22 protein-coding genes are annotated in these 15,610 nt (G+C 61.2%); 3 read left to right on the top strand and 19 right to left on the bottom strand.

Annotated features, from left to right (window positions below; all coding sequences use genetic code 11):
* Position 1: 1 nt before the first annotated feature.
* The 5 genes from KY494_RS09945 to KY494_RS09925 all read right to left on the bottom strand — a co-directional run bounded on the left by KY494_RS09945 (position 2) and on the right by KY494_RS09925 (position 1,437).
* Entirely contained in the window at positions 2-403 is a 402-nt protein-coding gene (locus KY494_RS09945) for a hypothetical protein (protein ID WP_219890833.1), read from the bottom strand.
* Positions 404-523: 120 nt separating this feature from the next.
* Positions 524-787, bottom strand: a complete 264-nt coding sequence (locus KY494_RS09940; protein WP_219890832.1) for an ogr/Delta-like zinc finger family protein — start codon at positions 785-787, stop codon at positions 524-526.
* The gene (locus KY494_RS09935; protein WP_070292047.1) at positions 784-972 is read right to left on the bottom strand and encodes a hypothetical protein; all 189 of its coding nucleotides are present in this window, start codon (positions 970-972) and stop codon (positions 784-786) included. The genes KY494_RS09940 and KY494_RS09935 overlap by 4 nt, the downstream gene beginning before the upstream one ends.
* Before the next feature lie 47 nt (positions 973-1,019).
* Positions 1,020-1,223 carry a hypothetical protein gene (locus KY494_RS09930; protein ID WP_070292043.1) on the bottom strand — a complete coding sequence of 68 codons (204 nt, stop codon included), beginning with the start codon at positions 1,221-1,223 and terminating at the stop codon, positions 1,020-1,022.
* Between the two features lie 10 nt (positions 1,224-1,233).
* Entirely contained in the window at positions 1,234-1,437 is a 204-nt protein-coding gene (locus KY494_RS09925; protein WP_219890831.1) for a hypothetical protein, read from the bottom strand.
* 80 nt (positions 1,438-1,517) lie between these two features.
* Between KY494_RS09925 and KY494_RS09920 the strand changes: the two genes are divergently transcribed.
* Genes KY494_RS09920 through KY494_RS09910 form a run of 3 tightly spaced genes read left to right on the top strand, consistent with a single transcriptional unit; the run spans position 1,518 to position 3,064 of the window.
* A complete protein-coding gene (locus KY494_RS09920; RefSeq protein ID WP_219890830.1) occupies positions 1,518-1,973 on the top strand; it encodes a helix-turn-helix domain-containing protein in 456 nt (151 codons plus the stop codon).
* Positions 1,970-2,329 carry a hypothetical protein gene (locus KY494_RS09915; RefSeq protein ID WP_219890829.1) on the top strand — a complete coding sequence of 120 codons (360 nt, stop codon included), beginning with the start codon at positions 1,970-1,972 and terminating at the stop codon, positions 2,327-2,329. The genes KY494_RS09920 and KY494_RS09915 overlap by 4 nt, the downstream gene beginning before the upstream one ends.
* A 51-nt stretch (positions 2,330-2,380) precedes the next feature.
* Positions 2,381-3,064, top strand: coding sequence for a hypothetical protein (locus KY494_RS09910; RefSeq protein ID WP_219890828.1), 684 nt, complete (start codon positions 2,381-2,383; stop codon positions 3,062-3,064).
* 2 nt (positions 3,065-3,066) lie between these two features.
* On the opposite strand, the gene KY494_RS09905 is transcribed toward KY494_RS09910, so the two are convergent.
* The 14 genes from KY494_RS09905 to KY494_RS09840 are packed head-to-tail and all read right to left on the bottom strand — an operon-like array spanning position 3,067 to position 15,529.
* Positions 3,067-3,309, bottom strand: coding sequence for a hypothetical protein (locus KY494_RS09905; RefSeq protein ID WP_219890827.1), 243 nt, complete (start codon positions 3,307-3,309; stop codon positions 3,067-3,069).
* A gap of 22 nt (positions 3,310-3,331) precedes the next feature.
* Positions 3,332-4,612: a phage late control D family protein gene (locus KY494_RS09900; protein WP_219890826.1), complete on the bottom strand. Its 1,281-nt coding sequence runs from the start codon at positions 4,610-4,612 to the stop codon at positions 3,332-3,334.
* A complete protein-coding gene (locus tag KY494_RS09895) occupies positions 4,609-5,217 on the bottom strand; it encodes a phage tail protein (protein ID WP_219890825.1) in 609 nt (202 codons plus the stop codon). The genes KY494_RS09900 and KY494_RS09895 overlap by 4 nt, the downstream gene beginning before the upstream one ends.
* Before the next feature lie 14 nt (positions 5,218-5,231).
* Complete coding sequence (locus KY494_RS09890) at positions 5,232-8,285, bottom strand: phage tail tape measure protein (RefSeq protein ID WP_219890824.1); 3,054 nt, start codon at positions 8,283-8,285, stop codon at positions 5,232-5,234.
* 30 nt (positions 8,286-8,315) lie between these two features.
* Entirely contained in the window at positions 8,316-8,429 is a 114-nt protein-coding gene (locus tag KY494_RS09885; protein ID WP_071650284.1) for a GpE family phage tail protein, read from the bottom strand.
* Positions 8,430-8,437: 8 nt separating this feature from the next.
* Complete coding sequence (locus KY494_RS09880) at positions 8,438-8,746, bottom strand: phage tail assembly protein (RefSeq protein WP_219890823.1); 309 nt, start codon at positions 8,744-8,746, stop codon at positions 8,438-8,440.
* Positions 8,747-8,786: 40 nt separating this feature from the next.
* Positions 8,787-9,296: a phage major tail tube protein gene (locus KY494_RS09875; RefSeq protein ID WP_219890822.1), complete on the bottom strand. Its 510-nt coding sequence runs from the start codon at positions 9,294-9,296 to the stop codon at positions 8,787-8,789.
* Positions 9,297-9,354: 58 nt separating this feature from the next.
* The gene (locus KY494_RS09870) at positions 9,355-10,530 is read right to left on the bottom strand and encodes a phage tail sheath protein (protein WP_219890821.1); all 1,176 of its coding nucleotides are present in this window, start codon (positions 10,528-10,530) and stop codon (positions 9,355-9,357) included.
* A 34-nt stretch (positions 10,531-10,564) separates the two neighbouring features.
* Entirely contained in the window at positions 10,565-11,047 is a 483-nt protein-coding gene (locus KY494_RS09865) for a hypothetical protein (protein ID WP_219890820.1), read from the bottom strand.
* An 8-nt stretch (positions 11,048-11,055) separates the two neighbouring features.
* Positions 11,056-13,017: a phage tail protein gene (locus KY494_RS09860; protein ID WP_219890819.1), complete on the bottom strand. Its 1,962-nt coding sequence runs from the start codon at positions 13,015-13,017 to the stop codon at positions 11,056-11,058.
* A complete protein-coding gene (locus KY494_RS09855) occupies positions 13,014-13,634 on the bottom strand; it encodes a phage tail protein I (RefSeq protein ID WP_219890818.1) in 621 nt (206 codons plus the stop codon). The genes KY494_RS09860 and KY494_RS09855 overlap by 4 nt, the downstream gene beginning before the upstream one ends.
* On the bottom strand, positions 13,627-14,538 hold the full coding sequence (locus tag KY494_RS09850; protein ID WP_219890817.1) for a baseplate J/gp47 family protein: 912 nt from the start codon (positions 14,536-14,538) through the stop codon (positions 13,627-13,629). The genes KY494_RS09855 and KY494_RS09850 overlap by 8 nt, the downstream gene beginning before the upstream one ends.
* Positions 14,535-14,879, bottom strand: coding sequence for a GPW/gp25 family protein (locus tag KY494_RS09845; protein WP_219890816.1), 345 nt, complete (start codon positions 14,877-14,879; stop codon positions 14,535-14,537). The genes KY494_RS09850 and KY494_RS09845 overlap by 4 nt, the downstream gene beginning before the upstream one ends.
* Positions 14,876-15,529, bottom strand: coding sequence for a phage baseplate assembly protein V (locus KY494_RS09840; RefSeq protein WP_258194779.1), 654 nt, complete (start codon positions 15,527-15,529; stop codon positions 14,876-14,878). Before KY494_RS09840 ends, KY494_RS09845 begins: the two co-directional genes overlap by 4 nt.
* Between the last annotated feature and the right edge of the window lie 81 nt (positions 15,530-15,610).

Raw genomic sequence — 15,610 nt, 5'->3', positions numbered from 1 at the left:
ATCAGCGTGCCCCTGCCTTGGCAAAATACTTGGCCCAGTAAGTCAGCGTGCGCGACGAGCTGGTGCATTGCACGACGCCCGATTCGCTGGCGAACAGGTAGCACAGCTCGATGGGCAAGCTATCAGCCATTGCGCGCTGGTTGGCCGGTGAGAAAAAGCCGAAAACCTGCAACGGTTGCGCATTGCTGATGATGAAGGTCAGATTGGCTGCGCCGTAGGCGTGATAAGTCCTGGCAATCTCGCGGATATAGGCGCACAGGTCGGCGATGTTGGCGCCAGCGCTAACGTCCAGAAGGAAGCAGGTCGGCGCCACCGGCACGACGCATTTTTGCAGGGCCGGGCGGGGCGTGGTTGGCGCCGGGGAATTATCGGCATGACTGGCGGCGTGCAGCGTGTTTTCCATCGGTTTTCCTTATTTCAGGTTGAACGAATCCCGCACGCTCAAAAGGGAGCGCAGCAGGGCACAGCAAAAGAGGGAAATTACGGCGGCCGGGCTACGGCGGCGCGAGGATCGGAATAGTCATCAGCAGCCCGCAGTCAGGTCCAAGGCCAGCTGGCTGGTGGCTGCCGCGCGCGCATGCTGGGACATCGGGATGCGGATATCGGCCTTGGGCATGGCGGACAGCGAGAGGGTGCGCAGCACTTCCAGGCCCGCCACGAAGGAGTGCCCGCAGTCAGGGTTCTGGCACATGTAGGTGATTTCCTTGAACATGGCGGACATCATGCGGCTTTTGACGGCGCGGACGGTGTAGCTGCAGTGCGGGCAGGGCAGGCCGATGACTCTCATTTCAGCTTTCTTTCCACTTGGTACAGGGCGCGACCGCGACCTGTCATGTTTTTTGCCTGCTTGCGTAAGCGCGACTTGACGAGCCATTCAGCCGCCTGATCGATACTTGCCAGCCCCTGGCGTTGGCGCACGATTTCTAGCAGCGCGCGCTCGTCGTCATTGAGATTAATTTGGTGATCTGGCATGTGGGTAGCTTTGCAGTTGCTTAAAAGTTACTATTCAGTGTCTCGGATTAAGCACTGCGAAGCTGTACGCTGTCGATGTTGGCTTCGTCACCTGCAATAACTGCTAAGGCTTCACGCATGACGATCTGACGCACCAGCACAGCAAGCGCTTCGCCCTGGTAATCGGCGAGCGAGGAAACAAGCTGGTGTTCGTAATCGTCCAGGCGCAACATGACGCGGTGGTTTCGGATACGTTTTGCATCTGGGTACATGGCGTCGTCCTTAGTGGGGGATTAGGGAAGCGATTTCGCGCTTGTAGTCGGCGAGGCCGCGCAAGATCAGGAAGCGCAATAACCAGGCACGGGATCGTTCTTGCTTGGCGGCAATGGCTTCGACCTCCAGCACTTCATCAGGCGCCAAGCGGACGCCCAAAGGCTGCGAAGTGGCGCCCTTGGCAGTGCGCCCGATTTTGGATACGTTTTTCATAATGTTATGATGTGTAATCGCTACAGGATGGCGTAACTATAGTGGACGAATGTCCACATGTCAAATAAAAAAGTGGTCATATGTCGTATTTCAAAGATCGTCTTCGCGCTGAACGAAAGCGTTTGGGCTTGAGCCAAGAGAAGTTTGCGGCCCTGGCTGGCGTAACAAAAGACACACAGTTAAATTATGAGAGTGGTTCTAGGAAGCCCGATTCGGACTACCTGATAGCTATTTGCGGGGCCGGGGTGGATTCCCACTTTTTATTGCATGGCACGCCATCTTCGGACGAGCTACCGGCAGAGGAAAGCGAGTTGCTGCTAGGCTTTCGAAAGCTAGACCTTCGGGGAAAGTTGCGTCTGCTCGGGCTGGTTGAGGGGATGATAGAAGGAACTGCGCCAACTCTAGCTGCAGCGGTAGCTCCGCAGACTCAGCGTAAGCAAAAAATCACCATCAAAGGCGCGGTCGGACACCAGGTTAATGGTGACGTTGCTGGACCCTTGACCGTGAATGTCGCCAATAAGAAGACTATTAAATGATGAAAAAAATATTGCTGGTCGTTACGACCGTCACTTTAGGCTTTGGCGTGTCAAGTGTTTTTGCAGCTTCGTCAAAATTTAAGGCGGAGGATATTGTCGAACCGATAGCACCTACTATAGCTTGCATATCTGCTGAAGATTTGATTACCGGATTCAAATACGCAAGCGCTGGGGAGCAGACCCGACTGCAAGCACTGTTTGATTCCAAGAGGTGTTTGCTCACCGGGCCAGGAGAAAAGTTAAAAGTGATAACCGTTGAGAATTCTCCTCTTATCGAAGCCGTTCCGGTTTCAGTAAAAGGAGCTGCAAATGGTATTCATATCGCCGAACCTAACTACCGGAAAGTAAAGAAGTAGAACTGGAATAACGAAAGTAGCTGCAGCATGCAAAGATTGATCGGGTAAAAGATGGTGGACAAAGTAGAGTTTAAACGGGACGTTAATAGTGCTGTAATGGGAAATATGAACGAGGCGCCACGGCTTAGCAATGTTGTGACGCTTCACGTTGGCGATAAAGAAAAAGAGATAGAGCTGATTACCTCTTATCAGCGCTCCAATATAAAATCGCTTGTGGACAGACTTGCCGCTCTAGTTGGCGATGAAGAGATTAAGATTTACAGAGGACTCATCACTGACTATGGCTTGCAAAAGTTCAAGGAACTACCGCGAAGCAAATATCAGGAGGTTAAAGCGATTTTAGAGGGACGCATCGACGAGGCAACTACCCCGCTACCCCTTCCATTGGCCCCTCCCTCAGTTGCTGAACCTAACCCGGTGACAATCCATCATTCCCACACGGCATTACCCTGCTTGGCATGCGCTGAAAAATCGTTGAGTTTTTCGCGCCTACAACGCACCGCACGCTTCCAACTTGCCGCATTGATCACCTGCTTGATCGCTTGTGGTTGGCTACTCTACAAGGAACAACCACCGTTCGCAGATCATGATGCCAGCACGGCAAAAGAAGAAAAATGCTACATCGCCGGAAAGGCTTACTCTATCGGCCACATTGAGCGATCACGCGGGAGAGGTATGGAATGTGTCGGACCGGCAGGCGAGTTACCCTCAATGTGGCTTCCTGAAAATCGTTAGCATTAGCAACAGCGGTTGCATTTTTTTCGGCTCGGCACTTCCTGATAGTTGAAATGCGTTAGTTGCGTACTCAGCGCGTTTGCAATGGCCCTTGGATCAGCTTGCTCTAGAATTCTTTGCCAGATTTCTTTGGAATGAACTTGGTCTGACTCCCCTAGTATTTGGCGGTGGATGTGATTACGGATTTCCTTTTCTTCACGTTCCGCCGCATTCGCGTGATTAGTGCATTGCTGGTTATCGCTCATAGTTATCTCCGTGTATTGGAATTCATACTGCATCTGTGATGTGATTGGAAGTTTCCTTACCTGGTGGCTTCCAGGCTACCTCACTGTTTTCCTTGATGATGTCCCGCACTTCCTCAATATGCCTCCACGCATTCAGGACCGCCCGCTTGGCGGCCTGCTTGCTATGGTAAAGATGCTCAAGCGCCTTGAGCGTACCCTTGGCGCCGGCCATTTCCTGCCCCGCCTTTTTCTTCTTCGCCGCCACGTCCTTCCAGTTCGCCACCACGCCCGTGACGCCTTCATCCGGGTCTTTCTCGTCCTCGCGCTCGGCCTCGACCGCTTCCGTCTTCGTTTCAAACTCCACCCGCGTGGTAAAGCCGTTGCCGCCCAGGCTGTGCGTGACCTTGACCGATAACCACTCGGTGGCGTCGATCTCGGGCTTGAAACCTTTCACGGTCACGGGCGATTGCGGGAACACGGCCGGGTTGCCCAGGGCCAGGCTCATTTCAAAGGTGGCCAGGCCGCGCAGGATGCGCTGCCATTCGGCCACGGCCGCCGCGCGCGCGTCGGTTTCGCTGGCGAAGGTGGTGCGCAGGCGCTTGCTGTTGCCGGGCACGCCGGCCACCACGCTGCGGCGGCGCGCGTAGCGCTCGTCATGCCAGAAGGCGCGCACGCCCGTGTAGGCGTCGCTCTCGGCGCTGTGGTAGCGGTGGCCGTCGCCCAGGGCGCGCGTGATGGGAATGACGGGCAGCGCCTTGCCGCTGGCGGTGCGGCTCTGGTTGATGGGGATGAAGAGCAAGGTGTCGTTCTTGACGGTGGCCACGGCGTCGTACTTCCTGCCCAGCCGGCGCAGGAAGGCCGCATCGCTTTCGTGGGTCTGGTCGATGTGCTCGATGGCGGTATCGCGCAGGCGCGCGGATACGCCCGACGCCAGCTCGTTGCGGAAGGCGATGGCCTCGATGATGGCGCCCAGGGTGGTCTTGTGAAAGCTGTGTTCCTGCTGCTGTTTGAAGGTGTCGATCAGGTTGGCCGACCTGGCGCGCAGGGTGATGGTGTCGGGCGCGCCGCTGTGCTCCACCTCGTCCACGGTGAACTTGCCCATATCCACCAGGCCGGACGCTTGCCAGCCCAGCGCCAGGGCGATCTGCGCGCCGCGCGGCGGCAAGGCCAGTTTGCCGTCGCTGTCATCGAGCGAGATATCGAGCTGGTCGCTCTCGTCGCCACGGCACAGGGTCAAGGTGAGATTGATTAGCCGCGGTGAAACGATGGCCGTCAAATCCTTGTCCTCGATGCTGACCTTGAAGGCGGGGATATGCTCGCTCATTTGAACTTGTCCGCCGCGCTACCGATGGCGCCGCTGATGCTGCCGCCGATCTTGTCTTTTATTTCGCTGACCACCCCGCCGTATTTCGAGGTGATGCCGCCGACCACATTGCCCACCACGCTGCCCACGGCGCTCTTGGCCGCGCCCGCGATGCTGTTGGTCATGCCGTCGATGCTGAGCATGTTTTTCAGGTCGCCGATGTCGCCCAGGCCGACCATGGCCAGCACGCCGTCGTCGTCGCGCTTGAGCGCAATCGAGAACTCGACGCGGCGCGCGCCGCCGCTGCCATCGAGGATGCTGCGGCCCTCCGTCATGCTGGTGATGCGGTAGGAGCCGAGAATGCGGCCAGTCCCCAGGATCAAAATCCACGATTTTCCCGTGTCGGCCATCATGCGCAGCGCATCGAGGGAATAGAGGGAGCCGGTCAGTTCCGGCGCCACCCAGCCCGACAGGGTGATGGTGTCGTCGCCTGGTCCCACATACTGGTGCGCGTCGCGCAGGCCCACGCGGGCCGTGCTGGCGTGCTTCCATTCCGTTTGCCGCTGCAGCTCGTGATAGGCCAGCGTGGGCAGGCTGAACACGAACATTCCTAAAATCATCATCATGGTGGTTGTTCCTTTTAATCGTGGTCGCGCATGGACGAGCGGATGCGCGCCGCCTTTTCGCGGTCGCGCTGATCGAGCGCCACGCTGACAGCGCGGGCGATGGCCTGGGGATCGGTGCCGGCCTGCACATGAAAGGTGATTTCGATCTTGTCGCCCTGAATTGTCATGCCAGCGCCAAACCCGCCTTGGGACAGCGGTGCGCGCATGTCAAAGGCGCTGGCGGGCAGGGCGGTTGCCGTGCCGATGGCGATGCCGGCGCCCAGTTGCGTCAGGCGCTGCGCCAGGGTAGACACCTTGGCAATCGGCGCGGCCTCGCTGCGGTCCAGGCCAACGGCCAGGCCCTGCATGGTGTAGTCGCCGAGCTGGGCAAACACACGGCTTGGGCTGTGGATGCCCAGTTTTTCCTTGAACCAGGCAATGGTGCTGGACCCGGCATTGCTGATGGCGTCCTTGACGGCGCCCATGGACCCGGTGATGCCGTTGACCAGGCCGCGCAGGATGTTGGCGCCGAACTCAGTAAATTTGGCCGGCAGCTCGATGCCGAACCAGCTCATGACGCCCGCGAACGCCTGGTAAAACACGCCGACCGGCGACCAGTTGATAATCAGGGCCGTGATGTTGCTCATGCCGCCCGTGCAAACGGTGCGCAGGCGCGCCCAGATATCCGCAAAGAAGGCGGAAATTGGCGCCCAGGATGCGGTAATGCGTTGCAGGATGCTGGCGCCGAAGTCGGTGAACTTGGCCGGCAGCGTGATGCCGAACCAGCCCAGCACGCCCGCGAAGGCGCGATAGAACAGGCCCAGCGGTGACCAGTTGGCGACCAAGGCGCTGACGCCGCCAATGCCGCCGGAAAACGCGGTCTTGATCTGCGACCAAACGCCAGTAAAAAAGTCAGCCAGCGGCGCCAGTCCTTTGGCGAGGCGGCCCCGGATGCTGGCAGCAAAGTCGGTGAACCTGGCCAGCAGCGTGATGCCGAACCAGCCCAGCACGCCCGCGAAGGCGCGATAGAACAGGCCCAGCGGTGACCAGTTGGCGATCAGGCTATTGATGCCGGTAAAGCCGCCGGCAAACGCTTCCTTGACGCTGGACCACAGGCCAGCAAAGAAAGTCTTGATCGGTTCCCAGTATTTGTAGATCAGGAAGGCAGCGCCGGCAATGACCGTGATGGCGATGCCAATCGGGTTCATCAGAAGGGCACGGCCCAGCCATAGCACGGCCCGGCCAGCCCACATGAAGGCGCCGCCCAAGCCGCGCAGGATGGGCGTGAGCACGCCGCCCATCACGCCCATCTTGGCGAACATGACGTGCAGCATGGCATACGGGCCGATCAGGGCGGCAATGCCCAGCATCAGCGGGCCGAGCACCAGCAGCACGCCGGCCAGCACGGCAAAGGCGGTAATCATGACCTTGGCCATGGTGGGGTTGCGCTCCATGAAGCCGTTCAGGCGCGTCATGGCGGCAATCGCCATTTCCAGCCCCTGCGTGTACATAGGCAGGATTTTTTCACCCATGACCAGTTTCAGGTCGGAGACCTTGGCAAGCGCTTCCCGTTCCGCGCCGGCCCCGAGGCCACGTGCGCGGACGTGCAAGCTGTCCATCCCCTCCGAATTCTGGTTCAGGCGTTCGCTTTTGCGGATCTGTGCGCGCTGGTCGACCATGCGCATCAGGAAGGCGGCGCCGTTGCTGTTCGAAACTAAGGCGCCGATTTTGCTGTTGATCTCGTCCTTGTCGGTGATGCCCTTGGCCGCCAGCTTGGGCAAGAACACCTTTTCAATCCAGTCGAGCGGGCTTTTCTGGAACAGCTCTCCTTCCAGCAGCGCACCGGCTTGGATGTATTTGATCTGCCCCACCTTGTCATACTTGATGTGCTTGCCGCTCAACAGGCCCAAGCTTTGCATTTCCCTGGCCGCGCGCTGCGTGCCCTTGCCCTGGTAAATATTGTTGTACAGGGAACGCCAGCCCACGCCCGCAGTCGAGCCGCCCAGTTCCTGCAGCATGGGTTCCATCTGGTTGAAGAAGGCATTGTCGTTCAGGCCTTTGCCGGCCACGCCGCTGCGGATCGTAAATTGCCGCCAGTCTTCGCCGCCGACCCGGCCACCCGTGGCCGCGATCACCTTTTGCACGCGGTCCGCGTCGCTCTTGAAGGCTTCGACCGAACCGGCGTTGCCGCGCAGCTCGATGACCTTTTGCATGGCGAACAGTTGCGCGTTGCGCTCGCCGGCCGATTCAGGATAGAGCGTATCGTTGATGAATTTCATCTTCGACATAGTGGGCAGGGCCATTTCGGCGTGGTGGCCATCGGCGAAGATCGAAATGGAATCGCGGATCATTTCCGTTTTTTCCAGCTGGCTGACGCCATACGTCTTGAGCTGCTTGGCAAACTCGATGGCGTGTTCTTTTTCCTGGCCCGTGCGCGTCCCCAGCGCACGGATGCGCGCTGTTTCGATTTCGTAGTGTTTCGCTTCGTGCAATCCCTTGACGACAGGCGCAGCGACTACGGCGCCGGTGGCGGTTGCGCCGGCGCCCGCCATGGCAATGCTGCCCGCCTTGCTGCGCAGTTTTTCCGCATGCTGGGTGGCGTTGGTCACGCGCTGCTGTTTGGCGGCGGAGGCGGCCAGACGCTTTTGTTGCGAGGCAAGCTCAACGTTCGTCAGCTGGATGCTGTTTTTGAGCCATTCCTGTGCCTTGCCTAGCTGCCGCGTGTCGATGCCGGCGTCTTTCAGGCTGGTGCGCAGGATGCGGAATTGCTGGCTCTGCTCTCGGCCTTTCAGCGTCAAGTCCTGCGTCACCTTGGTCGCAGCTTTCAACTCACGCGCCATGGCACGCGTAGGCGCCTCGGTCTGCTTCATTTTCGCAGCAAGGTCGTTGAGTTTGTCTTGCGCTTCTTTCAGCTTGGTGCGTGTCGCATTGATCCCGCTATGCAGTTCGCGGAATTTGCCCAGGTTTCGTTGCTGGGTGTTCAGTTCGCGCAAGCGGTCGCTGGTCGCCCTCAAAGCCTTGGCCGTGTCGCTGGAACCGCCCATGATCTTTTTCAGCGGGCCGGTGATTTTGTCCAGCGCTGCAAACACTACCTGTAACTTCAAATCCCGACCAGCCATCTATTCCGCTCCGCTTCTCTGCCTGGCACGTTCGCGCCAGGCCATCAGTTCATCAATCGTAAAACCGTCCATCGCTGCCGGCGTCCAGTGAAAGACGCCGGCAATGTCGGCCATGGCGTCTTCTACTTCGTCGGGGATACCGAAAGGCGATCGGCTTTGCTCGCCAAAAAACCGGCAACCTCGGCGCCCACGGCCAACAGGTCGGCCGGGTCCATGTTGGCGATGTCGTGCGCGGTCAAGGTCGGCTCGGTGATGCGCGGCAGTACGATCTGCAGGGCCGACACGTTCAGGTTGGCCAGCTCGATCAGGGAAATGCCGCGCAAGGCGCCGGCCTTGGGCTTGCGCACGGTCAGCGCGGTGATGAAGCTGTCGCCGCGCTTGATCGGTTCGTCCAGCTCGATGACAGCTTGGTTTTGGGTATCGTTGTGCATGATGTTGTCCTGGTAAGTGGTGGTGAAAAGTAAAAGGGGATTACAGGCCGATGGCCTTGCGGATGGCGGCGTTGGTGTCGCCGCCGCCAAAGTTTTCGGTGCCGCTCATGAAGTCCAGTTCGATGACGGTCGCGCCGTCGATCAGCAGCTTGTAATAGCTGCAAGCCATGGTGTATTTGTGCGTGGTGTCGTCGCCCATCTTGGCGCCGCCCATGTCGATTTCCTTGTAACGGCCGCGCACGACGACCTCGACGGCGGCGACCGTGCCGTCATCGTCTTCCTGGTAGGCGCCGGCAAAGCGCAGCTGCACGGCGCCATGCGAGTGCGCGCCGTACTGTTTCAGGGCTTCGGCGATCAGGCCGCCGCCGCTCCATTCCAGCGACAGCGCCTCGTTGCCGAAGTCGACGGACACGGGGCCGCTCATGCCGCCGGCGCGGTACTCTTCCATCTTGCGGCTGAGTTTCGGCAAGGTGACTTCGGGCACCATGCCCACGAAGGAAACGCCGTTCTGGAACAAGTTAAAATTTTTCAGTTTGCGGGGCAGGCCCATAATTTCTCCAGTAGCTCAATGCACCCGCGCAGGCGCGGGCAGGGTGGTGATTGAATGCTTACGCGGCGATGCGCGAGGCGAAGTCGGCCAGGTAGCGGTCGGTGATGCGCTGCTGGAATTTCAGGTTTTCCAGCGGCGGCACAGGCGTGTAGTCGTAATCGATGGCCAGCTTGCCGTCTTTCAGCGCCGTCTTGTCGTTGTACTGCTCGTCATACCAGGCATGGCCATCGATGATGTAGCCCTGCAATTTCAGGTCGCGGAACTTGGCGTTGATGCTTTCCAGCAGGTCGCGCACCAGGGACGGATGCAAGGGCAGGTCGACAAAGGCGAAATGCGCTTCGGCGATGGTGTCGGCCAACACCTGGGCCGTGCGCGTGTAGCTTTCAAAATAGAAGAAGCCGCCCGGCGCCTCGCAGGTGCGCGAACCCCAGAAGCGGTATCCGCCCATGTTAATCAGGGTGGTCACTTCCTTGGCATTGAGCACGCCGGCATCGGTGGCCGGGTCTTGCAGATCGAAAAACACATCCTTGCTGATGCCGGTGGGGCCGTTGACGACGACATTCGACAAAGTCTTGTGCCAGCCCGTTTCCTCGTCGATCTTGGCGCGCAGGCCCATGGCGTAAGCGACGGCGGACATACTGGCCTCGGCATCGATGGCGGTATCCCAGTTCACGAAATCGGGCCAGATGACCATCACTTCGCGCTGACCGAACTGGCCGCGATAGGTGGTGGCCGCCGTGACGGTGGCGCAGCCATAGGCGGACGCATACACGAAGGCGCGCAGGCGCTGCGCCACGCTGGCCAGCGCGTTAGTCACTGCCTGGGTGTCCAGGCCCGGTGCGCCCAGGATGCGCGGTTTGACGCCCAGCTTGCTTTGTGCGGCCAGCAGCGCCTGGGCGCCCAGGTACTTGCCATCGGGCGAGACGCCGCCCACGGCATTGGTCGTGGTTTCCGCTTCCGTTTCGCCCTCGGCCACGCGCACCACGACCGTCAGGGGTTTGGTCTGCGCGGCGATGGCCGCCAAGGTGCGGTACAAGGTGCCGGTCTTGCCGGCCTTGCCCATGGCGGCCAGCACGTTGGTGACGAGCACGGGCGTGTCAAGCGGGAAGGCGGCCGGGTCGGCATCGTCGGCCGTGGCGATCAGGCCCAGCACGGCGGTGGACACGGTGCGAATCGGGCGCGAACCCTCGTTGATTTCAATGACGCGCACGCCATGGTGGTAGTCGGTGGCCATGTTGCTCTCCTGGTAGGTGATAAATGTCGGGGTGTTACTGGGTGTTGCCTGCATCATCGAAGGCGCGCCGGGCCTCATTCGGCAAGGTGTCGGCAATGCGCTGGAATTCAGCGCTGACGGCCGCTTGCAGCGCCTCGATGTCCTGCGCGGCGGCAACCGTCGGGCAGGTGGTGATGTCGAGCAGCCAGGTGCGTGCTGTCGCGATGGCTTGCACGGTATCGGCGTCGCCATCGGCCATGGCGGCAAAGCCGATGCCGGCCAGACGGTTCAGGATGGCGTCGCGCGTCGTCCGGGTCGCATCAAGGTGTGCGCTGGCGATATCGCGGAACGCGATGGCGGGCGCCTTGGTAATCTTCAGCTTGCCTTTGACAAAATCAAAGGTGGCGCCCACGGGGCGCGCCATCGCGGCGTGGAAATTGCTCAACGGGACTTCCATCACATCGTCGGGCACGCCGTTCGGGTAGTCGATATCGAATGGATAAAACGTTTTTGCGGAAGGGGAGTAGCGGGTGGTCATAGGTTTCCTTAGCGTCCGATGGCGATCCATGGGGTGGCTGTACTTGGGCTGCTGGATGCCCCCACAAAGCCGATGGGCGATTGGCTCTTCCACCAGGCCGAGACAGGCGATGTGCCGGGACTGGAAGCACCGACGAGCACCATGTGCAGCGTCGTAAAGGCGATGGTGAAGCTGACCGCGACATCCGCGCCAGGCGTGGCCGGGGAAATGAACGTTCCCCATTGCAAAATGAGGCCACTCGGCAGTTTCTGATAGCCCGACGTGCCAGTGCTGGCGCCAAATGACGCGGAGGCCGAGAGGGTGCCCGTGCCGATGGCCGCCCATTCATTGGCGCCGATGACAACAAATGTCAACGAGTCGCCTCCAGCTACTTTGACGTTGGCTGTGACGCCGCCGTTGATCTGAATGGTATTGCCGCCTTGCGCGGCGCATGTCACCGGCATGGACGCGATCCCGCCCTGGTTGGAATAGGTGATGCTGGACCCCGTGGGCAGGCCGGCGACGGACGGGAGGTTTAATGTAAAGCCGCCCGTGCCAAAGGTATAGACGAAGCCGCCCACCTGTTCGGCGGTGAGCGTCGCGGCTGCGGAAAAGCCGAACGATGCCGAATGCGTGATGCCGCTGCGTTTAAGCGCTTCGGTTGTGGCAATTCTGGTGCTGACGTCAAAGCGCGCAGGTGTCGGCGCAACGTTATTGAAATAATTGGCAAAGTCGGCATTGCGCCACAGCTCGGCGGTCGAGTCGATGACTTGCCACACGTTTGTCGCGGTCGCCATGAGGGTCAGGAATTGCCCAGGCTTGATCGTGATGGTCGGTACATTGCCGACATCAAATCCAATGATCACGCCTGGCGCGGCAAGAATGGTGCCGGTATTGAAAAGCCCGAAGAACTTGACGCACTTGCCGGAATTGTTGGGAATGCCCAGCGATACCGGGTCGGGAATGGTGATGGCCTTGTCCGCATAAGGGAAGTACAGGGCGCAACCGATATCCTCGGCGGTGAGCGTGCGGCTTTCAATGACGTCGTTATACCGCACCATGTTTCCTTGCGCGCGCTGCACATAATCGGTGTTGGCCAGCTTGTTTGACGCGTCAAACTTCGGCGGTGTCACGATCTCCTTCATGCTGTATTGCGAGTGCGGGTCGGCAGCAGCCAAGTGCTTGGCCAGTTGCTGGTCGCCATAGGCGCGCGCGCTGGTGTCTTGCTGATCGACATAGGCGACCTTGGCCAGCAGCGGGTGCGGGTCTGCAGCAGTCTGGTGCTTGGCCAGTTGCTGATCGCCATAGGTGCGTGCGCTGGTGTCCTGCTGATCGACATAGGCGACCTTGGCCAGGAGCGGGTGCGGATCAAGAGCCGCCTGATGCCTGGCCAGCTGCTGGTCGCCATAGGTGCGTGCATTGGTGTCCTGCTGATCGACATAGGCGAGCTTGGCCAGCAGCGGGTGCGGATCAACAGCGGCCAGGTGCTTGGCCAGTTGCTCGTCGCTGTAGGCACGGACGACGATGTCCTGGTCATCGACATATTTGCGCGTGGCCAGAATGATGGACGGGTCGATTTTCAGCTCGATGGCGGCAGTGCTGGCGACGATCAGCACGATGCGCACCACTTGCGTGCGCCCGCTGCCTTCCATCATCAGGGGCTTGTAGCTGGGCGGGCAGTTGGCCACCGCGCACAGGTCGCCGGCCTCGTCAAAGATACCGATTTCGCGTATCCACCAGCCGCCCACGTCCTCGGGCAAGACTTGCTCGACGATGATCTGGCTGGTGTTGGCCGGGTCGATGCTCAGCTGGTTCAGGCCCGCGCGGCGTACTTCGCGCACCAGCGCCTTTTGCGTGCGCACAGGCATGGGCAAATTGCCATTGCCGTCGCCCACGGCCAGGTTTTTCAGTTTCAGGGTTTGGCCCAGGGCGATGGCGTTGGCCAGCTTGGCCTCGCCCACTTCGGTCAGGATGGCAAAGTATGTGCTCATGGATAGATGGTCAGGGTGTCGATGGTATGGGATGCGCCGGCCTGCAACAGCGTGCCGCGCACTTCGATGGTTTCCGCGATCCAGGGATACACGGTCATGGCGTCGCCGTGGTAGGCGCAAGCGCCCGCATAAATGCTGCCGCGACTTTCCAGATAAATGGCCAGGCCCGTCATGTGGCGGCTGACGGGCTTGGCGTCGGCGATCAGGCGCTCCATTTCCTGAAACATGGCATCGGTGATGCCGGTATCGAGCACGCCGACGTCGAGGCGGAACGTGCCCGGTACGCCCGGCGGCGTGGTTTGCCACCACTCGGTAATGCGGATCAAATAGCCCAGGGACTCGACCACGCGGCGCACGGCGGCAATCGTGCCCTTGTGCTTGTGGATGAAATAGGCCGCCTTGATGGCGCCGCGCTTGATCGATTCGGGCCAGGCGTCGTCCCAGCGGTCGACGGAACAGGCCCAGGCCAGGAACGGCAGCAAGGCGACCGGGCAGCGGTCGGCATTCCACAGCTCGCGCAGCGGCACGGGCACGTTGACCAGCTCGGCGCAGGCCACGGCAATGGCGCGCTCCAGCGCCGTGGTATTGGGCGGCAGGGTGGGCACGCGCTTATTCATCGCGCACCACGACATTCAATTTGATGGCCGTGCAGCGCGCGGCCTGCGTGGCGTTCAGCTCGATGTCCGCCGCCGGGCTGGTCAAGACGACCTTGCGCACGCCTTCGACGTGGACGGCGGCGCTGCAGGCGGATCGATAGATGCTGTGCCCCAGCGGGCGGCGCGGCTGCGACACGCGCACGGCATTGGCGCGCGCGGCGTCCAGCAGGATCGGTACTTCCGGGCCGACGCCAATAAACAAGGTGGCCTCGATCTGGTAGTCGAGGACTTGGGCGGCTTGCACCGTCAGGCGGTCGCCCAGGGGGCGCACTTCCTCGGCATTGAGCGCGCGCGCCACGGTGGCCAGCAGCGCGGCGTCGGCGATGCCGGTGTCGTTGTTGGCCAGCACCGTGACGGTGACACTGGCCGGCGCCGGGCTGGTGGCGCTCGCGTCCTTGACGCGGCCGTCGCTGCTGCGGGCGTGGAATTCGTAGGACGCTTTCGGGCCGGCCACGGACAGGCCGTCCGGCGCTTCCTGGATGCGCAGGCGGTAGGCGTCGTTGTCTTCCATGACGGCGGCCACGGGCGGCAGGGCGTTGGGATTGGCCGGCGTGATGACCAGGCGCGCCACGTTGACGTTGGCGCCCAGCTGGTCCAGGTCGCCGTCCAGGGCAAACGCCAGCATGACGGCCTTGCCCGCCTCGTTGACGCGGTTGCGCAGGATGGTTTCCTGATACGCGTTTTCTTCCAGCAGCTTGGTGGCCGGTTCCGATTCCAGCTCCAACAGGGCCGTCACGGCCGCGCGCTCGGCTTCCGGCAGCAGGCTCACCAGATGGGCTTTGCGTGTGGCGAGGATGGCTTCGAAGTCCAGCACCTCGACCACGCTGGGCGCCGGCAACTGGGTCAGGTCGATGGGCGTGCTCATACGGCGCCCCCTTGCTTGACGGGCACGGCCATCGTGATGCCCTGGCCATTCGCCGTGCCATCGAGCAGCAGCGCGATGTCGCCGTCCGTGTCGCACGTCAGCTGCACGCTGGCGAGCTGCAGGCGCGGCTCCCAGCGGCGCAGGGCAAAGGCGGTGGCGGCATAGATGCGCAACTGCGTGGCGCTGTTCAGGGGCTGGTCGATCAATTCGGGCACTTCGGAACCATAGCGGCGGCGTCGGATGCGCGAGCCGATGGGTGTCGTGAGGATGTCGGTCACCGACTGGCGCAGGTGGTCCAGGCCCGTCAGGCTGCGCCCGGTGGCGGCGTGCATGCCCATCATGCTTGCGGCCCGCCCGACTGGTCGCCGCCGGCCTTGACGCCGCCGTGCGCATGTTTGGCCAGGCTGATGGCGCCGGCCAGCACGTCCTCGCTGGCCTTGACCGTCCCTTGCACGGCCATGGCCACGCCGCCAGCGGCGCCGGCCTTGGCGTTCACGCCGCCATTCAGTGCGGTGGCGCCGTTGACGATCAGGTTTTGCATGACGGTCAGGTTGCCCGTGCAAATGGTGCTGGGCGCGTTCGACGTCACCTTGTCGGCGGTGATGGTGGCCGTGCCGCCGGGTAAATTGGCCGTCAGGGCGTGGGTCGCGTGGTCGTACTGCACCACGGCGCCATCGGGGTAGTGCGTGGTGTGGATGGTGTCGCTGGTTTCGGGCGCATCAAATTCCTGCGAGTACAGCGCCGGCAGGATGACGCCGCGCGTCAGGTCACCGCCTGGCGAAAAGACGAGTACCTGTTCGCCGACGGTGGGCGCCGACCAGGTGCGCGTGCTGCCGGCGCGCCGGGTGGCCCATTTCAGCCATTCGGTGGTGAGCGTCGGCCCGAGCCGCACGCGCGCCTTGGCTCCTTTGACCTCGGCAATGGTGCCCAGGCGGATCAGGTTTTGCAGCAAGCGGAGGAGGTCGGACAGGTCGGCGTTCATGCAGTGCATGTTGCCGAAGTCCGCGTGCGGATGCACGCGGGGGCGGGTTGATAAGCAGCATAGCGGCTTGCTGTTGGCTTTTTAATTAAG

The sequence above is a fragment of the Janthinobacterium sp. PAMC25594 genome (assembly GCF_019443505.1).
Lineage (GTDB): Bacteria > Pseudomonadota > Gammaproteobacteria > Burkholderiales > Burkholderiaceae_D > Janthinobacterium.
Note: the sequence above shows the minus strand (reverse complement) of the source record. Positions and strands in the feature narration are given on the sequence as shown.

What these genes read in the sequence shown, in the direction of transcription:
- KY494_RS09945 (WP_219890833.1), bottom strand. Translation starts at nt 403, where the DNA reads ATGGAAAACACGCTGCACGCCGCCAGTCATGCCGATAATTCCCCGGCG.
- KY494_RS09940 (WP_219890832.1), bottom strand. Translation starts at nt 787, where the DNA reads ATGAGAGTCATCGGCCTGCCCTGCCCGCACTGCAGCTACACCGTCCGC.
- KY494_RS09935 (WP_070292047.1), bottom strand. Translation starts at nt 972, where the DNA reads ATGCCAGATCACCAAATTAATCTCAATGACGACGAGCGCGCGCTGCTA.
- KY494_RS09930 (WP_070292043.1), bottom strand. Translation starts at nt 1,223, where the DNA reads ATGTACCCAGATGCAAAACGTATCCGAAACCACCGCGTCATGTTGCGC.
- KY494_RS09925 (WP_219890831.1), bottom strand. Translation starts at nt 1,437, where the DNA reads ATGAAAAACGTATCCAAAATCGGGCGCACTGCCAAGGGCGCCACTTCG.
- KY494_RS09920 (WP_219890830.1), top strand. Translation starts at nt 1,518, where the DNA reads ATGTCGTATTTCAAAGATCGTCTTCGCGCTGAACGAAAGCGTTTGGGC.
- KY494_RS09915 (WP_219890829.1), top strand. Translation starts at nt 1,970, where the DNA reads ATGATGAAAAAAATATTGCTGGTCGTTACGACCGTCACTTTAGGCTTT.
- KY494_RS09910 (WP_219890828.1), top strand. Translation starts at nt 2,381, where the DNA reads ATGGTGGACAAAGTAGAGTTTAAACGGGACGTTAATAGTGCTGTAATG.
- KY494_RS09905 (WP_219890827.1), bottom strand. Translation starts at nt 3,309, where the DNA reads ATGAGCGATAACCAGCAATGCACTAATCACGCGAATGCGGCGGAACGT.
- KY494_RS09900 (WP_219890826.1), bottom strand. Translation starts at nt 4,612, where the DNA reads ATGAGCGAGCATATCCCCGCCTTCAAGGTCAGCATCGAGGACAAGGAT.
- KY494_RS09895 (WP_219890825.1), bottom strand. Translation starts at nt 5,217, where the DNA reads ATGATGATGATTTTAGGAATGTTCGTGTTCAGCCTGCCCACGCTGGCC.
- KY494_RS09885 (WP_071650284.1), bottom strand. Translation starts at nt 8,429, where the DNA reads ATGGCCGACATTGCCGGCGTCTTTCACTGGACGCCGGCAGCGATGGAC.
- KY494_RS09880 (WP_219890823.1), bottom strand. Translation starts at nt 8,746, where the DNA reads ATGCACAACGATACCCAAAACCAAGCTGTCATCGAGCTGGACGAACCG.
- KY494_RS09875 (WP_219890822.1), bottom strand. Translation starts at nt 9,296, where the DNA reads ATGGGCCTGCCCCGCAAACTGAAAAATTTTAACTTGTTCCAGAACGGC.
- KY494_RS09870 (WP_219890821.1), bottom strand. Translation starts at nt 10,530, where the DNA reads ATGGCCACCGACTACCACCATGGCGTGCGCGTCATTGAAATCAACGAG.
- KY494_RS09865 (WP_219890820.1), bottom strand. Translation starts at nt 11,047, where the DNA reads ATGACCACCCGCTACTCCCCTTCCGCAAAAACGTTTTATCCATTCGAT.
- KY494_RS09860 (WP_219890819.1), bottom strand. Translation starts at nt 13,017, where the DNA reads ATGAGCACATACTTTGCCATCCTGACCGAAGTGGGCGAGGCCAAGCTG.
- KY494_RS09855 (WP_219890818.1), bottom strand. Translation starts at nt 13,634, where the DNA reads ATGAATAAGCGCGTGCCCACCCTGCCGCCCAATACCACGGCGCTGGAG.
- KY494_RS09850 (WP_219890817.1), bottom strand. Translation starts at nt 14,538, where the DNA reads ATGAGCACGCCCATCGACCTGACCCAGTTGCCGGCGCCCAGCGTGGTC.
- KY494_RS09845 (WP_219890816.1), bottom strand. Translation starts at nt 14,879, where the DNA reads ATGATGGGCATGCACGCCGCCACCGGGCGCAGCCTGACGGGCCTGGAC.
- KY494_RS09840 (WP_258194779.1), bottom strand. Translation starts at nt 15,529, where the DNA reads ATGCACTGCATGAACGCCGACCTGTCCGACCTCCTCCGCTTGCTGCAA.